The sequence below is a fragment of the Chloroflexota bacterium genome, from assembly GCA_038040195.1.
Lineage (GTDB): Bacteria > Chloroflexota > Limnocylindria > QHBO01 > QHBO01 > DASTEQ01.
Window position 1 is genome coordinate 110,166 of record JBBPIR010000005.1, and the last position, 19,765, is coordinate 129,930.

Genomic DNA, 19,765 nt, shown 5'->3' on the forward strand with positions numbered 1-19,765 from the left:
CGACGTCAAGCCCAGGGCAGCTGGACGGGGATCAGCGCGTTCAGCAGCAGGCCCAAGATCAGGGTCGCGCCCGCTCGACGGGTGTGTATGAAGGCTCCGCCCACGAACCACAATGGCCAGCCGACGTAGCTGTGCGGCGGCGTTTCGGGCCGAGGAGCTGAGAACTGGCGCAGAACCTGGACCAGGCGCGGGATGGCGAGCACCACCAGCAGGACCCACGGACCGATCAATCCCACCAGCGCCGAGCCGATGACGATGGGATAGAAGGCGATCATCAGACCCGAGGCCACCAGTCGGGCGTTGCGCTCGCCGAGGATGACCGGGAGGGTCCTGATCCCGCGCTCCGCGTCCGGACCGATCTTGTCGATGTGCTTTCCGAACAGGACCGTGGTGACCAGGATGGCGTACGGCAGCGACGCCACCCAGACCCATCCCGGAATGGTGCCGGTGGCCACGAAGTAGGTGCCGCCGATCATGAGCGGGCCCCAGGTCAGGAACACCCCCGGTTCGCCCAGGCCGCGCTTCTTGAGGCTGATCGGCGGGGCCACGTAGAAGACGCTGATGAACAGGCCGGCCAACGCGAACACGGCCACCAGCGGCCCGCGAGCCCACATCAGGAACAGCAGGATGGCCAGGTCGATGGCGTTGGCGACCAGGATCGCGTTGCGAAGCTGCCCCTTGGTCAGCCACCCGGAGAGCACCGGGTGAGGGGCGTACAGGGCCCTCACATACTCGTCGGTGTCGATCCCGACTTCCATGTCGAAGTAGTCATTGATCATGTTGTTGGCAGCGTGGGCGACGACCAGGCCCACGATTGCCACGGCCAGATACCCGTAGTGCACCGCAGCGGGGTCGGCGCCCACCGCCAGCAGGCCGCCGATCAGGCCCGAGGTCACGGTCATGCTGAACACCGCGGCCCGGGTCACGACCAACCACTTGGTCAGCCCGTCCATCTCCACGCCCGGAGGCGGGTTGGCGGTGGCGAGGGCGTACCGCCAGTTGGAGACGCGCTGACCGATGGTCACAGACCGATTCTATCCCGACCGACCGACAGGTCCGGTTGAGACCTAGAGCGGCTCGAAGCGAGCGGTGAAATGGCGCAGCACTCGTGGCTGATCGACGATCCGGAAGCCGCGGAGCTCGCCGGCTCGCTCGGCCACCCAGCGTGCGACCTCGATCACGTAGTCGACGTGGCTCTGGGTGTAGACCCGACGCGGAATGGCCAGGCGGACCAGCTCCATGCGCGCCGGCTCCTCCGTCCCGTCGGGGTGGAGGCCGAACATCACGCTGCCGATCTCGCAGCCTCGAATCCCGCCCTCGCGGTAGAGCGCCACGGCCAGCGATTGGCCGGGGTACTCGAGCGGCGGGACGTGGGGCAGGAGGGCGGCGGCGTCCAGGTACACCGCATGCCCCCCGATGGGCTGAACGCAGGGGATGCCGGCGGCTGTGACGCCCTCACCCAGGTACTGGGTGGAGCGGATTCGGTAGCGCAGGTAGTCCTCGTCGACGACCTCGCGCAGGCCGGCCGCGATGGAGTCCAGGTCCCGTCCGGCCAGACCGCCGTAGGTGGGGAAGCCTTCGGTCAGAATCAGCAGGTTGCGCGCCTGCTCGGCCCAGTCGTCGTTGTTCATGGCCAGCCAGCCGCCCATGTTGGCGAGGCCGTCCTTCTTGGCCGACATCGTCATCCCATCGGCCAGTGACGCCATCTCCCGGACGATGTTGGGGATGGACGTCTCCTCGTAGCCCGCCTCCCTCGTCCGGATGAACCACGCGTTCTCAGAGAAGCGGCAGGCGTCGAGGAAGAGCGGTAGGTCGTATCGGTCGCACACCTCGCGGACGGCCCGTAGGTTGGCCATCGACACCGGCTGTCCGCCACCGGAGTTGTTGGTGACCGTGACGAACACGACCGGGATGGCGTCGCGGCCGCGCTCGCGGATCAAGGCATCCAGGGCATCGGTGTCCATGTTGCCCTTGAAGGGGTGGATGGTCGCCGGATGCCGTCCCTCGGGGATGGGCAGGTCCATCGCCTCGGCGCCGGTAAACTCGACGTTGGCGCGGGTGGTGTCGAAGTGGGTGTTGTTGGGCACGACCTTGCCGGGCCCTGCCACCACGCTGAACAGGATCTTCTCGGCTGCCCGACCCTGGTGGGTGGGGATGACGTGGCGGAACGCGAACAGCTCCTGAACGGCCTCCAGGAACCGAAACCAGCTGGGGCTGCCGGCGTACGATTCGTCGCCGCGCTGGATGCCGGCCCATTGCTCGGCGCTCATGGCGCCGGTGCCCGAATCGGTCAGGAAGTCGATCAGGACGTCGTCGGCATGAAGGTTGAACAGGTTGTAGCCAGCTGCCTCGAGAGCGGCCTGGCGGTGCTCAACGGTGGTCAGCCGGACCGGTTCGACGCTCTTGATCCGGAACGGCTCGATGATCGTGCGCCAGCGCTCCACCCGGTCAGGATAAGGACAGCGACCCGGTCCGTTCCTTCTTTCCCGGTCGTAGGGTGCGGCATGATGCGGGCAGACGATTGGTGGACCGATGAGGAGGGACCATGATGAACGACTGGAACGCGCTGGGCGGTGCGCTCGTTTCAACACCGGCGGTAACCACCTGGACCCAGGGTGAGATGCAGGTCTTCAGCATCGGTCCCGAAGGCGACCTCTCGAGCCTGTACTGGGACGGGCGGGCCTGGCATCCATGGCACAGCCACGGAGGCAAGTTCATCGGTTCGCCGGCGGCGTGCTCGTGGGGGGCCGAGCGGATCGACGTGTTCGCCCGCGCTCCGGACGGCACGTTGATGCACCAGTGGTACGAGCCGGCGGGCTGGACGGAGTGGGAATCGCTGGGGGTTCAGCTGAGCGGAGATCCGGCCGCCTGTTCGTGGGGGCCAAACCGGGTCGACGTGTTTGCCCGGGACGCGGACGGGGGCCTCGTTCACGCGACGTGGGACGGGTCCACCTGGTCGTTCGCTCGGTAGGCGAGCCGGGAGCTGATCATCGACCGCCTGAGGGCGCTCATCGGCTTCGCGCCAGTCGCCATCGAACGCTGGGTGCGAGCAGCGACCGGGCCGCTGCGCGTGGACATTGGCCCCTGGGTGATGTTCGGGGCGCTTGCCCTGGCCGCGGCGCCCCTGCTGTGGGTGGGCGCTGAGAAGGAGATCGTTCAGGCCACCTCGGTCGAAATGGTCGACCGCTTCGTGCCAACCACCGTGACCTACGTCAGCCTGGCAGGGCTGGCAATGAACGTCGGGTTGCCGGCCCCCGGATCGGGAAGCGCGCCGCCGTACGGATTGCTGGTGCGGGACACGGCGGGCGCGAGCGCGTTCACCATCGTGACCTCGGATGTCGCCCCCGAGCGCCTTGAGGCGCGGTGGGTGGTTGGTCGGGTCACGATGCGACCCATCGCCGCCGCAGCGATCGCGGCCCTGGACGCCCGGGGCGAAGCCACGGCTGGGCTGAACGGGTCGACGTTGCTGATCGAGGTCACCCCGCAAGAGGACGAGCCGATTACCGATGTGCAGGCCGTCGCCGATCTGGCGAGCTTGACCGAAGGGACCCTGATCCGCATCCCGCTGCGATTCGCCGGGGAGTCCATGCCCACCTGCGTCCTGGCCGTCGATGGCTGTCGGGCGCGCCTGCTGGCCGCGGGGAACGCCGTCTTCGTGCATCTGGCGCACGGGATCCCGGCGCCGGAACCCATCCTGGTGCAGACGGCCTACCCGTCATCGGTGGTCCCCGGACGCTGGACCGGGCCGCAGATCCGCAACGGCCCGGACCTCCAGGCCTTCACATCCACGCTACCGGTCCAGGCCCTCGCCGGATCGGGCCGCATCCTGGTGCTGGCCTCGATCGTCGATGAACCGGGGCTCGTCCACGACCGGCTGTGGCTCGGCCCAGCGCTGTTGGCCCTGCTGGCATGCATCCTGTGGCTGGGCCGGCGAACGGGCTATCCGTTCTTCCGACCCATCGTGGAGGGCTCACGACGGTGGGGATCCGCGTTCGCAGGGCGAGAGGCCGAGATCCCCCCGCTCCCGGCGCAGGGCATCCAGGTTCGGATCAGTGGTCATGCCACGACCGTGGACGGGCGTCGAGTCCACCTGGACGAGGCGCGCGCGGTGCTCTTGCCGTCCAGCGCGCGCCCGGACGGAAACCGCGCCACGGCGGCCCTGAGCCTGCCCGGCGGCGGCGAGGTTGCCCTGGCGGCGTATGACATCGGGGTGCTGGGAAGCGTTGAACGGGGCGAGGTCGTCCGCGTCGGCGACGTGCGGCCGGCCCTGTGGGCGCACTGGTTCGGCACGGACCTGCGGCTGACGTTTGAATCGGCGGCCGAACGCGACCTGGCGGCGACCATCGCCAGAATGGGCGGCCCGCGGCTAGGATCAGACCGATGAGCTCCGAACACCCGAGCGCCGCCCCGGATGCGGCAGGCCCCCACTCGAACCGGCGCGCTCTGGCGCTCCAGCCGGATGGTGCGGTCCGCGAGCTGGTGGGGGCCGAACTGGACGACATCGACAGGATCCGGAAGACGCGGCACGCCCTGGTTTGGCTCGACATGGCCGATCCAACCGACGCCGACCTGGCCCTCCTGGATCGCGAGTTCGACCTCCACCCGTTGGCCATGGAGGACATTCGTAAGCGCAGGCAGCGGCCGAAGGCCGACGTCTACCCCGACCAGACGATGGTCGTCGCGTACGAGGTGACCACCACTCCGCACGCGGAACGGGCATTCTCGCTGGACGAGCTGCACCTGTTCGCCGGCGATCGCTACATCGTCAGCGTCCACTGGGGCGCATCGCCCACGGTCGAGGCGGTCAACGGGCGCTTCCACCAGCGCGCGTCAACGCTGGGGGCGTCGGCCGGGTGGCTCCTCTACGCGCTGCTGGATGCCGTGGTCGATGGCTACTTCCCGGTCCTGGACCTGATGGCGGAGCAGATCGACGACCTGGAGGACCGCATCATCGGCGCGAAGGGCGGTACGACGGCGCTCCGCGAGGTCCTCGTCATCAAGCGCGAGCTGCTCGAGCTGCGACGGGTGCTGGGGCCCATGCGCGACGTCGCCAACGCGATGCTTCGCCGCGACAACGACCTGATCGAGGAAAAGGCGCTCCCCTACTACCAGGATCTGTACGACCACCTGGTCCGGGTCCTGGATCAGGTCGACCTGTATCGCGACCTGGTGGCATCCACCCTGGAGGCCAACCTGGCGGTGACCAGCAACTCGTTGAACGCGATCATGAAGCGGCTGACCGCGTTCACCGTCCTGCTCATGGTGCCCACGCTCATCGCCGGCATCTACGGCATGAACTTCCGCTTCATGCCCGAGCTCGGCCAGCAATGGGGCTACCCGGCCGCGCTCCTGGTCATGGTCGTGTTGGTTGTGATGGTCGCCCTGTTCTTCCGCAACAAGGGCTGGTTCTAGGCTCCGCCCGAGCCTGTCTAGCGCGAGTCCAGGGTCGCGTTCCGGTACGCGCTCCGCTCCAGCCAGCGGAACAGGAAGAACGCGGCCACCGCGTAGCACAGCCCGATGAACGCCTCGGTCGCGATCAGGCCGCCGACCTCCGCCAGCCCCGCGCCATCGATCGCCTGGCGCACGGCCTCCAGCCCGTGAGTGAAGGGCAGCACCTGGCTGACGACCTGCATCCACACCGGCAGGGCCGACAACGGGATGTTCACCCCGCAGAACAGGAGGAAGAGGAACACCAGCAGGTTGGCCCCGAACAGCCCGTCACGGAGGCGGAGCGACAGCCCGCCCTGGACCGCCCCGATCGCCGAGCAGCTGAAGGCCGTGACCACCATGGCCAGCACGATGATGCCCAGGGTGGCGAGATCGAACCGGACGCCCAGCACTACCCAGCTCAGCGCGAAGCCATACGCGGAGACGAGGAACCCGTTCACGATGAACGGGATGAACCGCCCACCGAACAGGGCGGCCCGGTTGGCGGGGCTGGCCATCAATGCCGGCAGCGTCCCGAACCATCGCTCGTTGGCCACCGCCATCGTCATCCCGTAAATCCCCGCCATCGAGCAGACCTGGACGGCGTTTCCGATCGCGAAATAGGCTGGGTCCATCCCGGTCGCGTAGCTGCCCAGGGCGGCGAAGAACAGGATCTGGAAGGTTGGCGCCCCGAGCAGCGTCGGGATGTAGATCGAGGGCTGCGCCCAGTTGAACAGTGCGGTGTAGCTGATGCGGCCGCCATTCCAGAAGATGCGCCAGTTCGCTCGCGCGGAGCCTGGGTGAGACGGAACGGTCGAAGCCGGCGCCGCGGTGGACATGGCGCGATCAGGCCAGATTCAGGGTTGCGTCGCGCCGAGCCTTGTCGATGACGTAGACAAGGATCCGGCGGGCGGCGACGTAGTAGACGAGCGCCAGCACCAGGCACATCACGATCGCCAGCCACGGCGGCTCGGCCCCGATGGCTGCTCCCCGGATGGCCTCCACGCCCCAGGTCGGCACGAGCACCCAGCTGATGGGGCCCAGCCAGCCAGGCAGCAGGGCAAGGGGCACAATCATCCCGGTCGCGATCCAGACCGGGTACTCCAGCAGGTTGCTCAGGGCGTTCGCGTGGCGATACAGGACGAACGTCGTCGCCAGCAGCATTCCCATCACGCCCAGGCCGATGACCGCAGCCAGGAGGGACAGCGGAAGCATCAGCGGGTAATTGGCATTGAGCGGCATGCCGAACAGGAGCACACCCCAGGCAAGGGTGGCCACCATGGAGTAGAACCCGAACGTTGTCGTGGCCAGGGTCTGGCCGAGCAGGGTCAGGTCGTAGCGGCGCGGCGCGGCGACCAGCAGCTCGAGGGTTGACTCCCACCGCTGCCAGGCGATGGCCCCGCCCCCGCCAAACAGGGTGGTCGACCAGACACCCATCATGCCCGTCCCCAGCGCGGCGAACAGAAGCGTCTGCTCGCCCGCGGCATCGCCCCCCACCTGGAACAGGAAGAACGCGATGGTGGCGAAGATGATCGGCTGGACGACGGCGGTGAGGATGAAGAAGTCGCTGATCATGAAGATCCGCATCGTGAACGCCCAGACGCGGGCCACCTGGTGGACATTGGACCGGAAAGGGGCGAGTGCGGACATCGGTCAGGCCACCGCTGCCGCGCGAGCGGCGTCCCCGTCCCCTTCGCCAGTTGACGCGATGAGGTGCACGTACGCGTCTTCGAGCGTCGGCTCCCGAGCCGCGATCTTGCCGATCCGGGTGTCGCCCAGGTGCTGGATCAGGCGCTGGGTGATCTCCGTCCCGCGCTCGGACTGGATGAGCAGGATCTGGGACTGCTCCTGGTCCTCGGCGTTCACGGCAATGACGTCCGGGTCCGCCCGCAGTCGGTCTACCGCTTCTGGCGTGACTCCGTAGGTCTCGATCTCGACGATCGTCCGATTGGCGATGACGGACTTCAGGTCGGCCGCCGTGCCGGCCGCCACGATGCGCCCCCCGTTGATGACCGCGATCCGATCGCAGAGCGCATCGGCCTCGAACATGTAGTGGGTGGTCATGAGCACGGTCTTGCCGGCTTCGACCAGACTGGCGATGGTGTGGCGCAGCTCGCGGGCCCCTACCGGGTCCAGCCCCAACGACGGCTCGTCCAGGAACAGGACCGGAGGGTCGTGGAGCAGGCCGCGGGCGATGTGGAGCCTCTGGCGCATGCCGCGCGAGTAGCCCTCGACCTTCTCGTGTTCCCGCCCGGTCAGGCCGACCAGATCGAGCATGGCGTCAATTCGCGGGCGTTGGGCAGCGGGCTCAACCCCGTACAGCTCGGCGAAGAAGCGAAGGTTGTCCAGGCCACTGATGCGGTCATATAGGCCGCGCTCACCGCCGAAGACGTAGCCGATGCGCTTGCGCACCTCGGTCGTGTCCTTCACCACGTCGAATCCCATGACCCGGGCCGTGCCTGACGTCGGCAAGAGCAGGGTGATCAGCATCTTGATCGTCGTGGTCTTGCCCGCCCCGTTGGGGCCCAGCAGTCCGAACAGCTCGCCGGGCTGGACCTCGAAGCTGATCCCGCGCACCGCCTCGACTTCGATCGAGCGGCGCCGAATGACGCCCAGGTGGGTCCGATAGGTGCGGACCAGGTCCAGGGCCTCGATGGCGGGGGTGTCGGGCGATGACGGTGTTGGCGCGGTCGTCACGGGATGGCCGAGAGTAGCCGAATCACGAGCCGGGCGGCGACGAGTGCCGAGTAGCCAGACGGGTCGCGTTCGGGGACCAGCTCGGTGAATGCGGCACCCACCACGCGGCAGCGGGTTGCGGCGGCGGACACGAGGTCGCCGGCCTCGTCCCACGACAGGCCGCCGGGGAGCGGGGCGCTAACCGCAGGGCACAGGCTCGGGTCCAGCCCGTCGAGGTCGAAGGCCAGGAAGACGGCGGCTCCCTCGGGGAGCTGATCCAGGACCCATCGCACGCCCCGCTCCCGCAGCTCACGGGCCGTGACCAGCAGTCCGCCCGCGGCCCGGGCATCCGCGAGGTCGGCGGGACGGGCGCTGCCGACGCCCCGCAGGCCCACCTGGACCACGCGAGTCACGTGCTTCATCTCGCTCGCCCGGCGCATGGGCGACGAGTAGCCCTCGGTCACGCCCGCCACTTCATTGCGAAAGTCGAGGTGGGCGTCGACCTGGAGGACGATCATCGGCTCCTGCCCTGCGTAGGCGCGGATGACGGGGATGGGGATGGAATCGTCGCCACCCAGGACGATCGGGATCGCGCCCCGCTCGAGAAGCGTAAGGATGGCGGCCTCCGCCCGGCCCGCATTGCCGGGCCCGTCAGCGGGATCGCCGGGAATGTCACCGCAGTCGACAATCCGGCCCGCGTTGGGAAGCATGGTCTGGCCGGTGTCGAAGTCGTGATGACCGATGAACCCGGCCAGCCGGGCCGACCGGTGGCGGATGGCGCGGGGCGCGTCCGCGCAGCCTCCCGTCGGGCCGCGGTTCGGGTACGGCACGCCATGCGGTACGCCGAGCACCGCCACACCGCCCTGGACCGCGGTTGGCTCGAGCGCGGGCAGGCCCAGGAACGTCGCGAATGATGCAGCGCCGCCCATGAAACGAAGCATAGGGGAGGGGCATCGCTACAATTCGCGGTGGATCAGCGAGAGGAGAGCGGATGACCGAGTTGCTGGCCCTGGCCGGCTTTGGCTTCGTGCTCGGCATGCGCCACGCCACCGACGCCGATCACGTCATCGCGGTCACGACCATCCTGTCCCGCTCGCGGCGTTTCGCGCATTCCACCCTCATCGGCGCTCTGTGGGGTCTGGGGCACACGATCACCGTGTTGGCGGTCGGGACGGTGATCATCGTGTTCGGGGTGGTCATCCCGCCGGCCATGGGCCTGGCCATGGAGCTGGCGGTCGCCGTCATGCTGATTCTGCTCGGGGTGCTGAGCCTGACCGGCGCGCTGCGTGCCGTCACCGAGCGGCTGACCCCACCTGCGCCATTGCATGGGCACGACCACGAGCACCGCCACGCCCATGGCGACGATGGGCCCCATCCGCATGAGCACGCCCATCTCCACGGCCACGGAACCGATGCAGCCCTGGCCGGGCTGCGCGACCTGCGCGACACCTTCGGGTGGTACCAGCTCGGACGCCCGGTGGTGGTGGGCCTGATCCACGGCTTGGCAGGAAGTGCCGCGGTCGCGCTGTTGGTGCTGGCCACGATTGCCGACCGCGGCCAGGCGCTCGTCTACCTGGTCATCTTCTGTGCCGGGGTAGCGGCCGGGATGGCGGTCCTGACCACGGTCATCGGGCTGCCGTTCCTTGTCAGCCGGGCGCGGTCGGAGCGGATCAACCGCCTGCTGACGCTGGGGACCGGGGTCCTATCGATCGCATTCGGCCTGTACCTCGGATACCAGATCGGCTTCGTGGATGGCCTATTCACCGGCGACTACCGCTGGGACCCCTCCTAGCAACATGGAAACCTATCCGTGGATTGTCACCCTGCACGTGGTCGGCGCGTTCCTGTTCGTGTTCGGCCATGGCGCGTCGGCCGTCGCCGCCCTCCGCCTCCGTCGTGAGCGGGATCCGGTCCGCATCGGCGCCATGCTCGAGGTGTCGGCGGCCAGCATGTGGACCATGGGCATCGGCTGGATCGTGCTGCTGGCAGCCGGGATTCTGGCCACCTTCATGGCCGGCCTGTGGGGGAAGGCGTGGATTTGGGCCTCGCTCATCGTCTTCGTCGTGCTCACCGGCTACATGACCCCCAGAGCGGCGGGTTGGACCCGCGAGGTCCGCCACGCGATCGGGGTCAAGGCCCCGTTTGGAGAGAAGAAAGACGCTCCGGAGCCGATGCCCGCCAGCCCGGAGGAGCTGGACCGCATCCTCCGCTCCCCACGCATTTTCGAGGTCACCGCGGTGGGCGGCATCGGATTGGTAATCATCATCGTCCTGATGGTCCTGAAGCCGTTCTGAGTCGAAGGATGGGACTGATTCCCGTCGCCCGGTACGCCTACGTGGGGTTGGTATGGCTGTTCCTGGTGGGCGTCGTGATCCAGGTCTTCCTCGCCGGGCTCGGACTGTTCAGCTCTGACCCGCGGGACATCGCCCTGCACATCAATCTCGGTTGGGTGCTCCACCTCTGGCCAATCCTGATCCTGATCGCGGCTGCTTTCGGGCGGGTGGGGCGACCGACGCTGCTGTGGGTCGGCGCCCTGGTTGCGACCGTCCTGGTCCAGCCGCTCCTGCCTGGGCTGGCACCAACATCGGTGGTGCTGGCCGCGCTCCATGCGGTCAATGCCCTGCTGATCTTCTGGATTGCCGTGAAGCTGGGGCTCGGCGGTCCGGCGCTGCTCCCCGGCACAGTCGCTTCTTAGACGAAGCGCAGGTCCTCGGCTTCCGAGGGCTCGACCGATCGGTCGCACGTCGAGCAGTACCACCGCGCCTCAACCGGAGTCCCGCACACGGCGTGCCGAACCGGCTCGGCATCCGGTGCGCTGCGTGACCCCCAGTCCGCGAGCAGCCGCAGGGCTCCCGCCAGCTCGAGCCCTTCCGCCGTCAGCTCATACGTGGCCCGGGGCGGCCGCTCCTCGTACTGACGTGGCCGGAGGACGCGCTCCGACTCAAGCCGACGCAGGCGATCGGTCAGGATGTTGGGCGCGATGCCGTCGAGTACTGCCGCCAGCTCGGTGAACCGTCGCGGGCCGTCAAGGAGGGCCTCGATGAGGAGCAGGCTCCAGCGATCACCGACCCGCTCCAAGGCAGCGGCGAGTGGCGTATCGGCCATGGATCGGATTATCGGCGAGCGTGCAGTTGCGTTCACCCGGACATACTAGTAACTTGCAGATTGCAAGTCACTACGAAGGACCCATCAGGATGAACGCTCTGGCAGATATCGGAACAGCAGTCATCGAGGTCGGTGACCGTGTCGCCGCTTCCACCGTCGGGATCGGCAATCGCTGGCGCGGGGGGTCCGGCGTGGTCATCGGTAAGAACCAGGTGCTGACCAGCGCCCACAACCTCCATGGCGAGGAGCCGGAGGTTTACTTCGCCGACGGGCGCGAGGCGCGCGCCCAGGTCAAAGGCGTGGATCAGGATGCGGACCTCGCCGTGCTCGAGGTGGACACCGCCGACGCGCCGGCCATCACCTGGGGCGACGGCGCGGAGCTCCAGATGGGTACGCCGGTCATCGCATTGGCCAACCCATCGGGCGGCGGGCGGCGGCTCACAGTGGGCTTCATTTCGAACCTTGATCAGGCCTTCCGCGGACCACGGGGACGCGAGGTGGGCCAACTGATCGAGCACACGGCACGGCTCATGCCGGGGTCGAGCGGGGGTCCGATCGTCGACGCCGAGGGGCGTGTGCTGGGCATCAACACCATCCGCATGGGAGGCGGCTTTTACGGAGCCATTGCGGCCGACGCGGCCTTCCAGGAGCGGATCGAACGGATCGGGCGCGGAGAGATCCGCAGCCACCGCCGGATCGGGATCGGCATCGCGCCGCCCTTCGTGGCGCGCCGCCTGCGGCGTGCGGTGGGCCTCCCGGCCCGGGACGGGCTGCTGGTGCGGGACGTCGAGGACGAGTCGCCGGCCGCCACGGCCGGCATTCTGGAGGGCGACCTGATCGTCGATGTCGGCGGCCGTCCCATCCGGGAGGTGAACGACATGTTCGAGGCCATCGAGTCCGCGGCGGAAGGGTCCGTTTCGCTGACCCTCGTCCGCGGCATCGAGGAACGGACCGTGGAGGTCACCCCCACGGCTTAGACTCGGGCCGTGATCAGCTCGGTCCGGGTCATCGGCACCGGCCGTGCCGGTTCGGCCCTGGCCGGCCGGCTACGGGCGTCTGGGCTGGCGGTGGCAACTGGCCGCGAACCGCTGGCCGACTCCGATCTGATCCTGCTGGCCGTGCCGGATGGGGCGATCGCTGAGGTCGCGCGCGGAGTGCCAATTGGGCCGTGGGTTGGGCACGTTTCAGGAGCCACCTCGGTGACCGCCCTGGCACCACATGAACGCCGATTCAGCCTCCATCCCCTGCAGACCCTGACCCTGGACCGGGGACCGGAACAGCTCGACGGAGCGTGGGCGGCGCTGACCTTCGAGACCGATGAGGCCGGCCAGGTGGCGCACTGGCTGGCTGAGCAGCTCGGCCTGCACCCCTTCGTGCTCGCCGATGCCGACAAGCCGCTGTATCACGCCGGGGCCGCCATGGCGTCGAACTTCCTGGTCACTCTGTACCGGGTGGCCGCGCGGCTGCTGGTGGAAAGCGGCGCCCCACCCGAGGCGCTCGTCCCGCTCATGGGCCGCGTGATCGAGAACGGGTTCCAGCTCACCGGTCCCATCGCCCGCGGGGACTGGGCCACGGTGGATGCCCACCTGGCCGCCATCGGTGAGCGCGCCGCGGACGTCGGGCCGGTGTACCGGGCGCTGGCCGAGGCGACCCGGGCGGTGGCCACCGACCGGGCCGATCGGGCCACCGACCAAGCGAGCTCATGAACCTGGCCCGCACCATCGCCGAGCTGGACGCCGCGCTGGCCGGCCTCGCGGACCGCACGGATGTAGGACTGGTGCCCACCATGGGCGCCTTTCACGATGGGCACCGGTCGCTGTTCGCCGCCGCCCGCGGAGAGTGCCGCACGGTGGTGGTGTCGCTGTTCGTCAATCCCGCTCAGTTCGGCCCCGGCGAGGACCTCGAGAGTTACCCACGAGACGAGGCGCGCGATGCGGCCCTGGCCGAGGCAGCCGGGGTCGACGTGCTGTTCGTCCCCGGACCCGACCAGATCTACCCGCCCGGCTTCGACACCTGGGTCGATCCGGGAGCCCTCGGCTCGATCCTCGAGGGCGCGGTGCGGCCCGGGCACTTTCGGGGAGTGGCGACGGTGTGCCTCAAGCTGTTCCACCTGGTCCGCCCTCGCCGGGCGTACTTCGGGCGCAAGGACGCGCAGCAGGTGGCCGTCATCCGAGCCCTGCTCCGCGATCTCGACCTCGCGCCCCAGATCGAGCTCCGAGTCCTCCCCACCGTGCGTGACGCGGACGGGCTGGCCCTCTCGTCGCGGAGTGCCTACCTCTCCCCGGAGGAGCGGCAACAGGCCCTGGCCCTGCCCCGCGCGCTCCAGGTCGGGCTCGCCGCGCATCGGTCCGGCGGCGACGCGGCCGGCGAGGCACGGGCCGTGCTCGAGGCGGCGCCGGGCCTGGCGCTCGACTACGTCGCGGTGGCAGATCTCGACGGACCCACCCTGGCGGCCGCGGTCCGGATCGGTACCACGAGGTTGATAGACAACGTCCTGCTGAGCGGCCAAGATGCCGGCTGAGGTGATCCACCGATGACGACCGAGACACCCGTCCTGCATCCGCGCTTCACCCTGCCCGAATTGGCGGCCATGAAGCCGCGCGGCGAACGGATCGTCATGGTCACCGCCTACGACGCCCCCGGCGCCCGCCTGGCCGACGAGGTCGGGATCGAGCTGATCCTGGTCGGCGACTCGGCGGCGATGGTGGTCCTGGGCCACGACTCGACCGTCCCGGCCACCGTGGACGAGATGGTCATGCTGACCCGCGCGGCGCGGCGGGGCGCGCAACGGGCCCTGCTGGTGGCGGACATGCCGTTTGGCTCGTTCCAGGTTTCGGACGCCGAGGCGATCACGAATGCGGTTCGCTTCGTCAAGGAGTCCGGCGCCGATGCCGTCAAGCTGGAGGGCGGTGGCGCCTCGCTGTCACGCGTCCGGTCGATCGTGGGTGCCGGGATCCCGGTCATGGGCCACATCGGGCTGACGCCGCAGTCGGCAACCATGCTCGGCGGATACAAGGCGCAGGGCCGCACGGCTGCCAAGGCGCGAGCCCTGCTGGCCGACGCGCAGGCACTCCAGGACGCGGGCTGCTTCGCCATCGTGCTGGAGGCGGTCCCGGCACCGGTCGCCACCCGCATTAGCCAGGCGCTTCGCATCCCGACCATCGGGATCGGAGCCGGACCCGGCTGCGACGGCCAGGTGCTGGTCTGGCATGACCTGCTGGGCCTGACGGAGGGACGCGCACCGCGATTCGTCAAGCGCTACGCCCACCTGGCGGAGGACATTCGCCAGGCCCTGGCCGCCTATTCGGCGGACGTTCGGAGCGGCGCCTTCCCGACCGAGGAGCACAGCTACGGCATTCCGGACGAGGAGCTGGCGCTGTTCGAGTCCGAGCTGGACTCGGGGGTCCTGGTCCGGGCCGAGGACGCCCGCGGCTCGGGGAGCGACTGGCTCTAGGCCGACAACCCCCATCGGTCCACGGTATAGATCAGCTCCAGTCCGTCGGGGTCGTCCCACTGGGCGCCGACGTGCGTCATCCCGAGCTTGTGGACCAGGTTCTCCGACCGTTCATTGCCCGGTGAGATGGACGCCCGGAACCGATGCACGTCGTGCTCGCGGGCGGCCCAGTCGAACATCGTTCGCACCGCCTCGATCGCGTACCCCTGGCCGCGGTAATCGAGATGGACCTCATATCCCACCTCCGCGAAGCCGCGGTCGTCGGGCGGACCGTGGAAGTTCAGAAACCCGACCACCACCGGCCCGGCGGCGCCGTCGCGCAGCACGATCAGCCGCAGCAGCCACGGTTCGCTGGCCGGTTCCTTGCCAATCTGCTTGAGCCGGAACCGCATCAGGCGGCCCGCATCGTTCGCCCACCAGTCCGGGATCGGCGCGCCGATCTCCGGCGCCACCGAATCGGCATCCCCAGCCAGCAGGCGCTCCATTCGGCTGGCGGTCAGCAGCGGCATGGCCAGGCGCTCGGATTCGACGGGCCGGGGGTCGTCAGCCATCGGGCCATACTACGAGCCGCGATGACCGCCGCACGCGGGGAGCCGCGACCCCTCTCGATCCAGAACGCCCGGCGCCTGGCGCTCACCGCTCAACGCCTGGCGGGGCCGGCGCCATCGGTCCCCGAGCCCATCCTGGACACGGTCCGCGCCATCGGTCGCCTTCAGCTGGACCCGACGCCGACGGTCGCGCGCACGCATCTGCTGGTCCTGTGGAGTCGTCTGGGCCGATACGACGTGGAGGACCTGGACCGGCTGCTGTGGCACGAGCGACGCCTCTGGGAACACGACGCGTTCATCTACCCGGTCGAGGACTACCCGTTGCGACTGGCGTACATGCGCCTGTTCCCCGACACGTCGACCGCCCGCGGCCGCCTTGTCCGCGATTGGCTGGCCGCGAACCGGGTCTTCGCCGACGCGGTCATGCGGCAGCTGGAGCGGGACGGCCCAACCGTGTCGTCGGGGTTCGAGGATCGCAGCGTCCTGCCGTGGGCCTCGTCCGGCTGGAACGACAACCGCAACGTCAGCCGCATGCTGGAGCTGCTGGGCGCCCAGGGACGGGTGGTCGTGGGCGGGCGACGCGGCAACGAGCGAGTGTGGGACCTGCCGGACCGATTCCTGCCCTCGGATGTTTCCCGTGAGCCGATGGATCTGCGCCAGGCGGCGCAGGTCCGAACCGAACGCCTGGTGCGTACCCTCGGCGTCGCCTCTCGGCGCGAGTTGCTGCTCGCCGGGCGGGGGCTGCCGCAGGACCCATTTGACGCCCTGGAAGCCGATGGCCGGCTGGTGCCGGTCGAGGTGGTCGGCTGGCCCGGAGTTCGGCATGTCCACGTCGACGACATTCCGGCGCTGGAAGCGATCGAAGCCGGCACGTGGTCCAGCCGGACCACGTTCCTGTCGCCGTTCGACAACCTCATCGCCGATCGCGAACGGGTGTCCGAGCTGTTCAGGTTCGTCTACGCCATGGAGCTGTACGTGCCGGCCGCCAAGCGCCGGTACGGGTACTGGGTCATGCCCGTTCTCCACGGCGGAGTACTCATCGGACGGCTGGACCTCGCCGTCGATCGGTCGCGCCGGGTGCTGGTGGCCAAGGCGGTCCATGCCGAGCCGGACGCGCCACCCGGCGCGCGCGTGGCGCGCGCCATCGGTTCCGCGCTGGCAGACCTCGCCGCCTTTGCTGGCGCCGATTCGGTGGAGGTGGTGGGTCCGGTTCCCAGGGGTTGGTCCGAGGTGGCCGGCTGACCAACCGCTCACGCGTCAGGCGGGGGTCGGATCCGCCTTTGTCACGCGTGGCGTCCGCAATCGGGCGACCCCCGGCTCGCGCGCTGGGGTGGCGCCGTCTGAACGACGACGTCGTGGCTGACGAACGACGGTCGTAAGCCCCGCCACGCCCTTGTCGATTGCCGTCTGGTCCAGCGGCCTGGCGAAGAAGTAGCCCTGCCCGTATTTGCAGCCCAGGGCTTCCATCCGCTTGGCCTGTTCGGCCGTCTCGATGCCCTCGGCCACGGTTTCGATGTCGAGAGACTGGCTGAGGGCCACGATCGCGCCCGCCAGCGCGGCGGAGCGCGCATCCGCATTCGAAACCTGCACGAATTCACTGGCGATCTTCAGGGCATCAACGGGGAATTGGCGCAGGTGGCTGAGCGAGAAGTACCCGGTCCCGAAGTCGTCGATGACGACCTTGACCCCCAGCAGGCGGAGCTCCGCCAAGGTGGCCATGGTCGGGGTGGTGGCCTTCAGGAGGGCCGTCTCGGTGATCTCCAGCATCAGGCTGGCGGGTTCCATGCCGGCCTCTTCGAGGGTGACGCGGACTGCGTCGACGAAGTCGGGCTGCTGTACTTCGCGCGCGGACACGTTCACGCACAGGAAGATGCCGCGCGGGGTCAGCCCTTCGCGTTGCCAGTTGCCGGCATGCTGGCAGGCCTCGCGCAGGACCCAGCGGCCGATGGGCAGGATGGCGCCGTTCTCCTCGGCGATCTCGATGAACTCGCCCGGCGCGATGAGGCCACGCTGGGGATGCTGCCAGCGGACGAGGGCCTCCACGCCGGCGACCTGGCCGCCGTCGAGGGCGACGATGGGCTGGTACACCAGGCGCAGCTGGTCGAGCTCGACCGCCCTCTGGAGCTGGGCGCCCAGCTCGTGGCGCTCGCGAATGGCGGCATGCATGCCTGGATCGAAAATCGCGAATCGGGCCTTGCCGTTTGCCTTGGCCATGTACATCGCCACATCCGCGTTGCGCAGCACCTCTTCGGCGGTCTGGTCGGCCGATCTGGCGGTCGCAATACCGATGCTGGCGGTGGCCACAACCTGCTCGTCGCGGACCAGGTAGGGAGCCCGCAGCTCACGGACCAGGCGCTCCGCCATCGCGCGCGACCGGTGCAGATCGTCGTCATCAGGCGTCAGGATGGCGAACTCGTCGCCGCCGAGGCGCGCCACCAGGTCGCCCTCGCGGACGAGCTCCGAAATGCGCGCGGTAACCGCGACCAGGAGCGCGTCGCCCGCAGCATGGCCCAGGGTGTCGTTGACGACCTTGAAGTCGTCGAGGTCGAGGAACAGGACGGCGGTCACCGGCAGGGCGCTCTTGCGTGGCGTGGCCAGGGTGCGCTCCAGGACCTTCTGGAACATGCGTCGATTGGCGGCGCCGGTCAGCGAATCACGTTCAGCCATGTCCTGGACGTTGCGGAGCAGGACCGCATTCCGGAAGTTCAACGCCGCCACGGCGGCGAACTGTGCGAGCACCGAGGTGACCCGACGCTCGACGCCGAACACGCTCCGCGAGCGATGCTCGATGACGACGGCTCCCACCGGCAGGCCCTCGACGATCATGGGCGCGACGAGCAGGTTGCGCCCATTCGGCAGTGCGGCAGCCAGCAACGGATTGCGCTCGGGGTCGATGCGGCTCACGGGCAGAACCTCGCGCCGTGCCCAGGCCCGCTGAACCACGGCATCTGCCGCGACCGGGGCGCTCTGCACCTCTGCCGCACCACGTCCGGCCAGCACCACCACTTTGTCATCCGAAGAGCCCAACACCACGCCACGCTGGGTGTCGAAGCGCTCGGCGAGTCCGTCGAGCACGATCCGGGCCTGGTGGACCGGGTCTCCGACCGCGTCCAGCGCGGCGCCCAGGTCGACCAGGGCCTGTAGGTCAGCCCGCCGATTGCGGAGCTCGCGCTCGTTCATGGCCGAGAAGATCGAGGTTGCCAGCGCAAACAGCCAGAAGGCGGTCACGTTGAGCACGGGCAGGCTGTCGAACGCGATGGCCTGGCCTGGCTGGGTGTCGACCGGCGGCAGGAGTTGGGCAGCCTGCGCGTACAGGACCACGAACAGCAGGAGGGAATGCCAGAGGGCGATCTTCAGCCCAGTGCGGTACGACGCGAGGAGGGACACGGCCACCAGGTGAAGGTAGGTGAGGAACCGCATTGGGCTCTGCGTTCCGCCGGTGGCGTACATCGCGAAGGCGAGATACAGACCGTCGAGGAGGAGCAGGGTGTTGAGGATGGTGAACCCGGCGCGCACGGTGCGACGGCGCACGACCTCGAAGGCAATCGACGCGGCCAGGTAGCCCACGGTCACCCCGGCCAGGACTCCGAACGACACGCCGAGTACCTCGGGGCGCACGGCGGCCCATGCCAGCACCATCGCCGCCAGGGCTATCCGCAGGAGGAGCAGGTTGCTCATCCGTTCGCTGAGGGCGGCGTAGTCGGTGGCGTCGGTTCGGATGCTCACAGCTCCCCCTCATCCTGGAAGGTCAGCACCATGTCTCGCGGGGTTCGCGGGGCTGCGCGGAGCTTCGGGTCGCGGGCGTCGACCCGGCCCTGGCCGATCAGGAAGCAGACGACGGCCACCATCAGCAGCAGCGGGAAGCTGAACGCGGTGGCGACCAGCGCGGCGGCTTCGGGCTTGACCACGGCGGCGACCTGCTCGACCGCGGCAGCCAGGACCCCGCCCACCACGTCCGCCGGCAGCAGGGCATTCGGCGGCGGAGCCGCCGAGCCTCCGTCCGTCGGCGGGGCAAGGGGCGCCGGCGGCGGAGGCTGAAGCCCGGCGGTCGTGGGGGACGTCGGGGCCGGGGACGGGCTGGTCATTTTTGCCTCAGCCTCGCTGGGCGACTCGGACGGCGAGGCGTGAGGGGCCGCGGCGGGGACCTGGTCCGGAGTCGGGGTCGGGGTGGCCGCCGGAGGCGGAACCGGGGTCGGGGTCGGGGTTGGTGCAGGTGTCGGGGTCGGGGTCGGCGTCGGGGTCGGGGTCGGCGTCGGGGTCGGGGTCGGCGTCGGCGTCGGCGTCGGCGTCGGGGTCGGGGTCGGTGTGGGTGTGGGTGTCGGCGTCGGGGTCGGGGTCGGTGTGGGTGTCGGGGTCGGGGTCGGCGTCGGGGTCGGGGTCGGCGTCGGAGTGGGCGTCGGGGTGGATGTCGGGGTCGGGGTCGGGGTCGGGGTCGGGGTCGGCGTCGGCGTCGGGGTCGGCGTCGGCGTCGGGGTTGGCGTCGGGGTCGGGGTGGGCGTCGGGGTCGGGGTCGGGGTCGGCGTCGGGGTCGGCGTCGGGGTCGGCGTCGGGGTCG

At 69.3% G+C, this 19,765-nt stretch carries 22 protein-coding genes; 11 read left to right on the forward strand and 11 right to left on the reverse strand.

Going from position 1 to position 19,765, the window contains the following annotated elements; translation table 11 throughout:
- Nucleotides 1-5 precede the first annotated feature (5 nt).
- Together AABM41_07620 and AABM41_07625 are read right to left on the reverse strand one after the other, a co-directional pair.
- Nucleotides 6-1,025, reverse strand: a complete 1,020-nt coding sequence (locus AABM41_07620; protein ID MEK6192177.1) for a prenyltransferase — start codon at nucleotides 1,023-1,025, stop codon at nucleotides 6-8.
- A 42-nt stretch (nucleotides 1,026-1,067) separates the two neighbouring features.
- Nucleotides 1,068-2,444, reverse strand: a complete 1,377-nt coding sequence (locus AABM41_07625) for a tryptophanase (protein MEK6192178.1) — start codon at nucleotides 2,442-2,444, stop codon at nucleotides 1,068-1,070.
- Nucleotides 2,445-2,545: 101 nt separating this feature from the next.
- Between AABM41_07625 and AABM41_07630 the strand changes: the two genes are divergently transcribed.
- From AABM41_07630 to corA, 3 genes are all read left to right on the forward strand, one after another.
- Nucleotides 2,546-2,971 (forward strand): hypothetical protein, encoded by a 426-nt coding sequence (locus AABM41_07630; protein MEK6192179.1) that lies wholly within the window; start codon nucleotides 2,546-2,548, stop codon nucleotides 2,969-2,971.
- A 72-nt stretch (nucleotides 2,972-3,043) separates the two neighbouring features.
- Nucleotides 3,044-4,384: a hypothetical protein gene (locus tag AABM41_07635; GenBank protein MEK6192180.1), complete on the forward strand. Its 1,341-nt coding sequence runs from the start codon at nucleotides 3,044-3,046 to the stop codon at nucleotides 4,382-4,384.
- On the forward strand, nucleotides 4,381-5,412 hold the full coding sequence (corA, locus tag AABM41_07640; protein ID MEK6192181.1) for a magnesium/cobalt transporter CorA: 1,032 nt from the start codon (nucleotides 4,381-4,383) through the stop codon (nucleotides 5,410-5,412). Before AABM41_07635 ends, corA begins: the two co-directional genes overlap by 4 nt.
- A gap of 17 nt (nucleotides 5,413-5,429) precedes the next feature.
- Here corA and AABM41_07645 read toward each other — a convergent pair whose 3' ends face one another.
- The 4 genes from AABM41_07645 to AABM41_07660 are packed head-to-tail and all read right to left on the reverse strand — an operon-like array spanning nucleotide 5,430 to nucleotide 9,032.
- Nucleotides 5,430-6,266: an ABC transporter permease gene (locus AABM41_07645; protein ID MEK6192182.1), complete on the reverse strand. Its 837-nt coding sequence runs from the start codon at nucleotides 6,264-6,266 to the stop codon at nucleotides 5,430-5,432.
- 7 nt (nucleotides 6,267-6,273) lie between these two features.
- Nucleotides 6,274-7,038 (reverse strand): ABC transporter permease, encoded by a 765-nt coding sequence (locus tag AABM41_07650; protein ID MEK6192183.1) that lies wholly within the window; start codon nucleotides 7,036-7,038, stop codon nucleotides 6,274-6,276.
- 42 nt (nucleotides 7,039-7,080) lie between these two features.
- Nucleotides 7,081-8,124, reverse strand: coding sequence for an ABC transporter ATP-binding protein (locus tag AABM41_07655; protein ID MEK6192184.1), 1,044 nt, complete (start codon nucleotides 8,122-8,124; stop codon nucleotides 7,081-7,083).
- Complete coding sequence (locus tag AABM41_07660; GenBank protein MEK6192185.1) at nucleotides 8,121-9,032, reverse strand: arginase family protein; 912 nt, start codon at nucleotides 9,030-9,032, stop codon at nucleotides 8,121-8,123. The genes AABM41_07655 and AABM41_07660 overlap by 4 nt, the downstream gene beginning before the upstream one ends.
- A 62-nt stretch (nucleotides 9,033-9,094) precedes the next feature.
- On the opposite strand from AABM41_07660, the gene AABM41_07665 reads away from it, so the two are divergent.
- The 3 genes from AABM41_07665 to AABM41_07675 are packed head-to-tail and all read left to right on the forward strand — an operon-like array spanning nucleotide 9,095 to nucleotide 10,798.
- Nucleotides 9,095-9,895, forward strand: coding sequence for a high-affinity nickel-transport family protein (locus AABM41_07665; GenBank protein MEK6192186.1), 801 nt, complete (start codon nucleotides 9,095-9,097; stop codon nucleotides 9,893-9,895).
- A 4-nt stretch (nucleotides 9,896-9,899) separates the two neighbouring features.
- Nucleotides 9,900-10,397 carry a DUF2269 family protein gene (locus AABM41_07670; GenBank protein MEK6192187.1) on the forward strand — a complete coding sequence of 166 codons (498 nt, stop codon included), beginning with the start codon at nucleotides 9,900-9,902 and terminating at the stop codon, nucleotides 10,395-10,397.
- Nucleotides 10,398-10,405: 8 nt separating this feature from the next.
- Complete coding sequence (locus AABM41_07675) at nucleotides 10,406-10,798, forward strand: DUF6220 domain-containing protein (protein MEK6192188.1); 393 nt, start codon at nucleotides 10,406-10,408, stop codon at nucleotides 10,796-10,798.
- Here the strand turns inward: AABM41_07675 and AABM41_07680 are convergent.
- Entirely contained in the window at nucleotides 10,795-11,208 is a 414-nt protein-coding gene (locus AABM41_07680; GenBank protein MEK6192189.1) for a helix-turn-helix domain-containing protein, read from the reverse strand. The genes AABM41_07675 and AABM41_07680 overlap by 4 nt on opposite strands.
- Before the next feature lie 89 nt (nucleotides 11,209-11,297).
- On the opposite strand from AABM41_07680, the gene AABM41_07685 reads away from it, so the two are divergent.
- Genes AABM41_07685 through panB form a run of 4 tightly spaced genes read left to right on the forward strand, consistent with a single transcriptional unit; the run spans nucleotide 11,298 to nucleotide 14,662 of the window.
- Nucleotides 11,298-12,185 (forward strand): trypsin-like peptidase domain-containing protein, encoded by an 888-nt coding sequence (locus tag AABM41_07685; protein ID MEK6192190.1) that lies wholly within the window; start codon nucleotides 11,298-11,300, stop codon nucleotides 12,183-12,185.
- 9 nt (nucleotides 12,186-12,194) lie between these two features.
- Complete coding sequence (locus AABM41_07690; GenBank protein MEK6192191.1) at nucleotides 12,195-12,914, forward strand: DUF2520 domain-containing protein; 720 nt, start codon at nucleotides 12,195-12,197, stop codon at nucleotides 12,912-12,914.
- On the forward strand, nucleotides 12,911-13,729 hold the full coding sequence (gene panC, locus AABM41_07695) for a pantoate--beta-alanine ligase (GenBank protein ID MEK6192192.1): 819 nt from the start codon (nucleotides 12,911-12,913) through the stop codon (nucleotides 13,727-13,729). The genes AABM41_07690 and panC overlap by 4 nt, the downstream gene beginning before the upstream one ends.
- 12 nt (nucleotides 13,730-13,741) lie before the next feature.
- Nucleotides 13,742-14,662 (forward strand): 3-methyl-2-oxobutanoate hydroxymethyltransferase, encoded by a 921-nt coding sequence (panB, locus tag AABM41_07700; protein ID MEK6192193.1) that lies wholly within the window; start codon nucleotides 13,742-13,744, stop codon nucleotides 14,660-14,662.
- Here panB and AABM41_07705 read toward each other — a convergent pair.
- Complete coding sequence (locus tag AABM41_07705) at nucleotides 14,659-15,213, reverse strand: GNAT family N-acetyltransferase (protein MEK6192194.1); 555 nt, start codon at nucleotides 15,211-15,213, stop codon at nucleotides 14,659-14,661. The genes panB and AABM41_07705 overlap by 4 nt on opposite strands.
- A gap of 21 nt (nucleotides 15,214-15,234) precedes the next feature.
- Here AABM41_07705 and AABM41_07710 point away from each other — a divergent pair, with 21 nt between their 5' ends.
- On the forward strand, nucleotides 15,235-16,452 hold the full coding sequence (locus AABM41_07710) for a crosslink repair DNA glycosylase YcaQ family protein (protein ID MEK6192195.1): 1,218 nt from the start codon (nucleotides 15,235-15,237) through the stop codon (nucleotides 16,450-16,452).
- Nucleotides 16,453-16,467: 15 nt separating this feature from the next.
- Here AABM41_07710 and AABM41_07715 read toward each other — a convergent pair whose 3' ends face one another.
- The 3 genes from AABM41_07715 to AABM41_07725 all read right to left on the reverse strand — a co-directional run.
- Nucleotides 16,468-18,936, reverse strand: coding sequence for an EAL domain-containing protein (locus tag AABM41_07715; protein ID MEK6192196.1), 2,469 nt, complete (start codon nucleotides 18,934-18,936; stop codon nucleotides 16,468-16,470).
- Entirely contained in the window at nucleotides 18,933-19,295 is a 363-nt protein-coding gene (locus AABM41_07720; protein ID MEK6192197.1) for a hypothetical protein, read from the reverse strand. Before AABM41_07720 ends, AABM41_07715 begins: the two co-directional genes overlap by 4 nt.
- Before the next feature lie 7 nt (nucleotides 19,296-19,302).
- Nucleotides 19,303-19,765, reverse strand: a 463-nt coding sequence (locus AABM41_07725; protein MEK6192198.1) for a hypothetical protein, incomplete at its 5' end; no start/stop codon positions are given.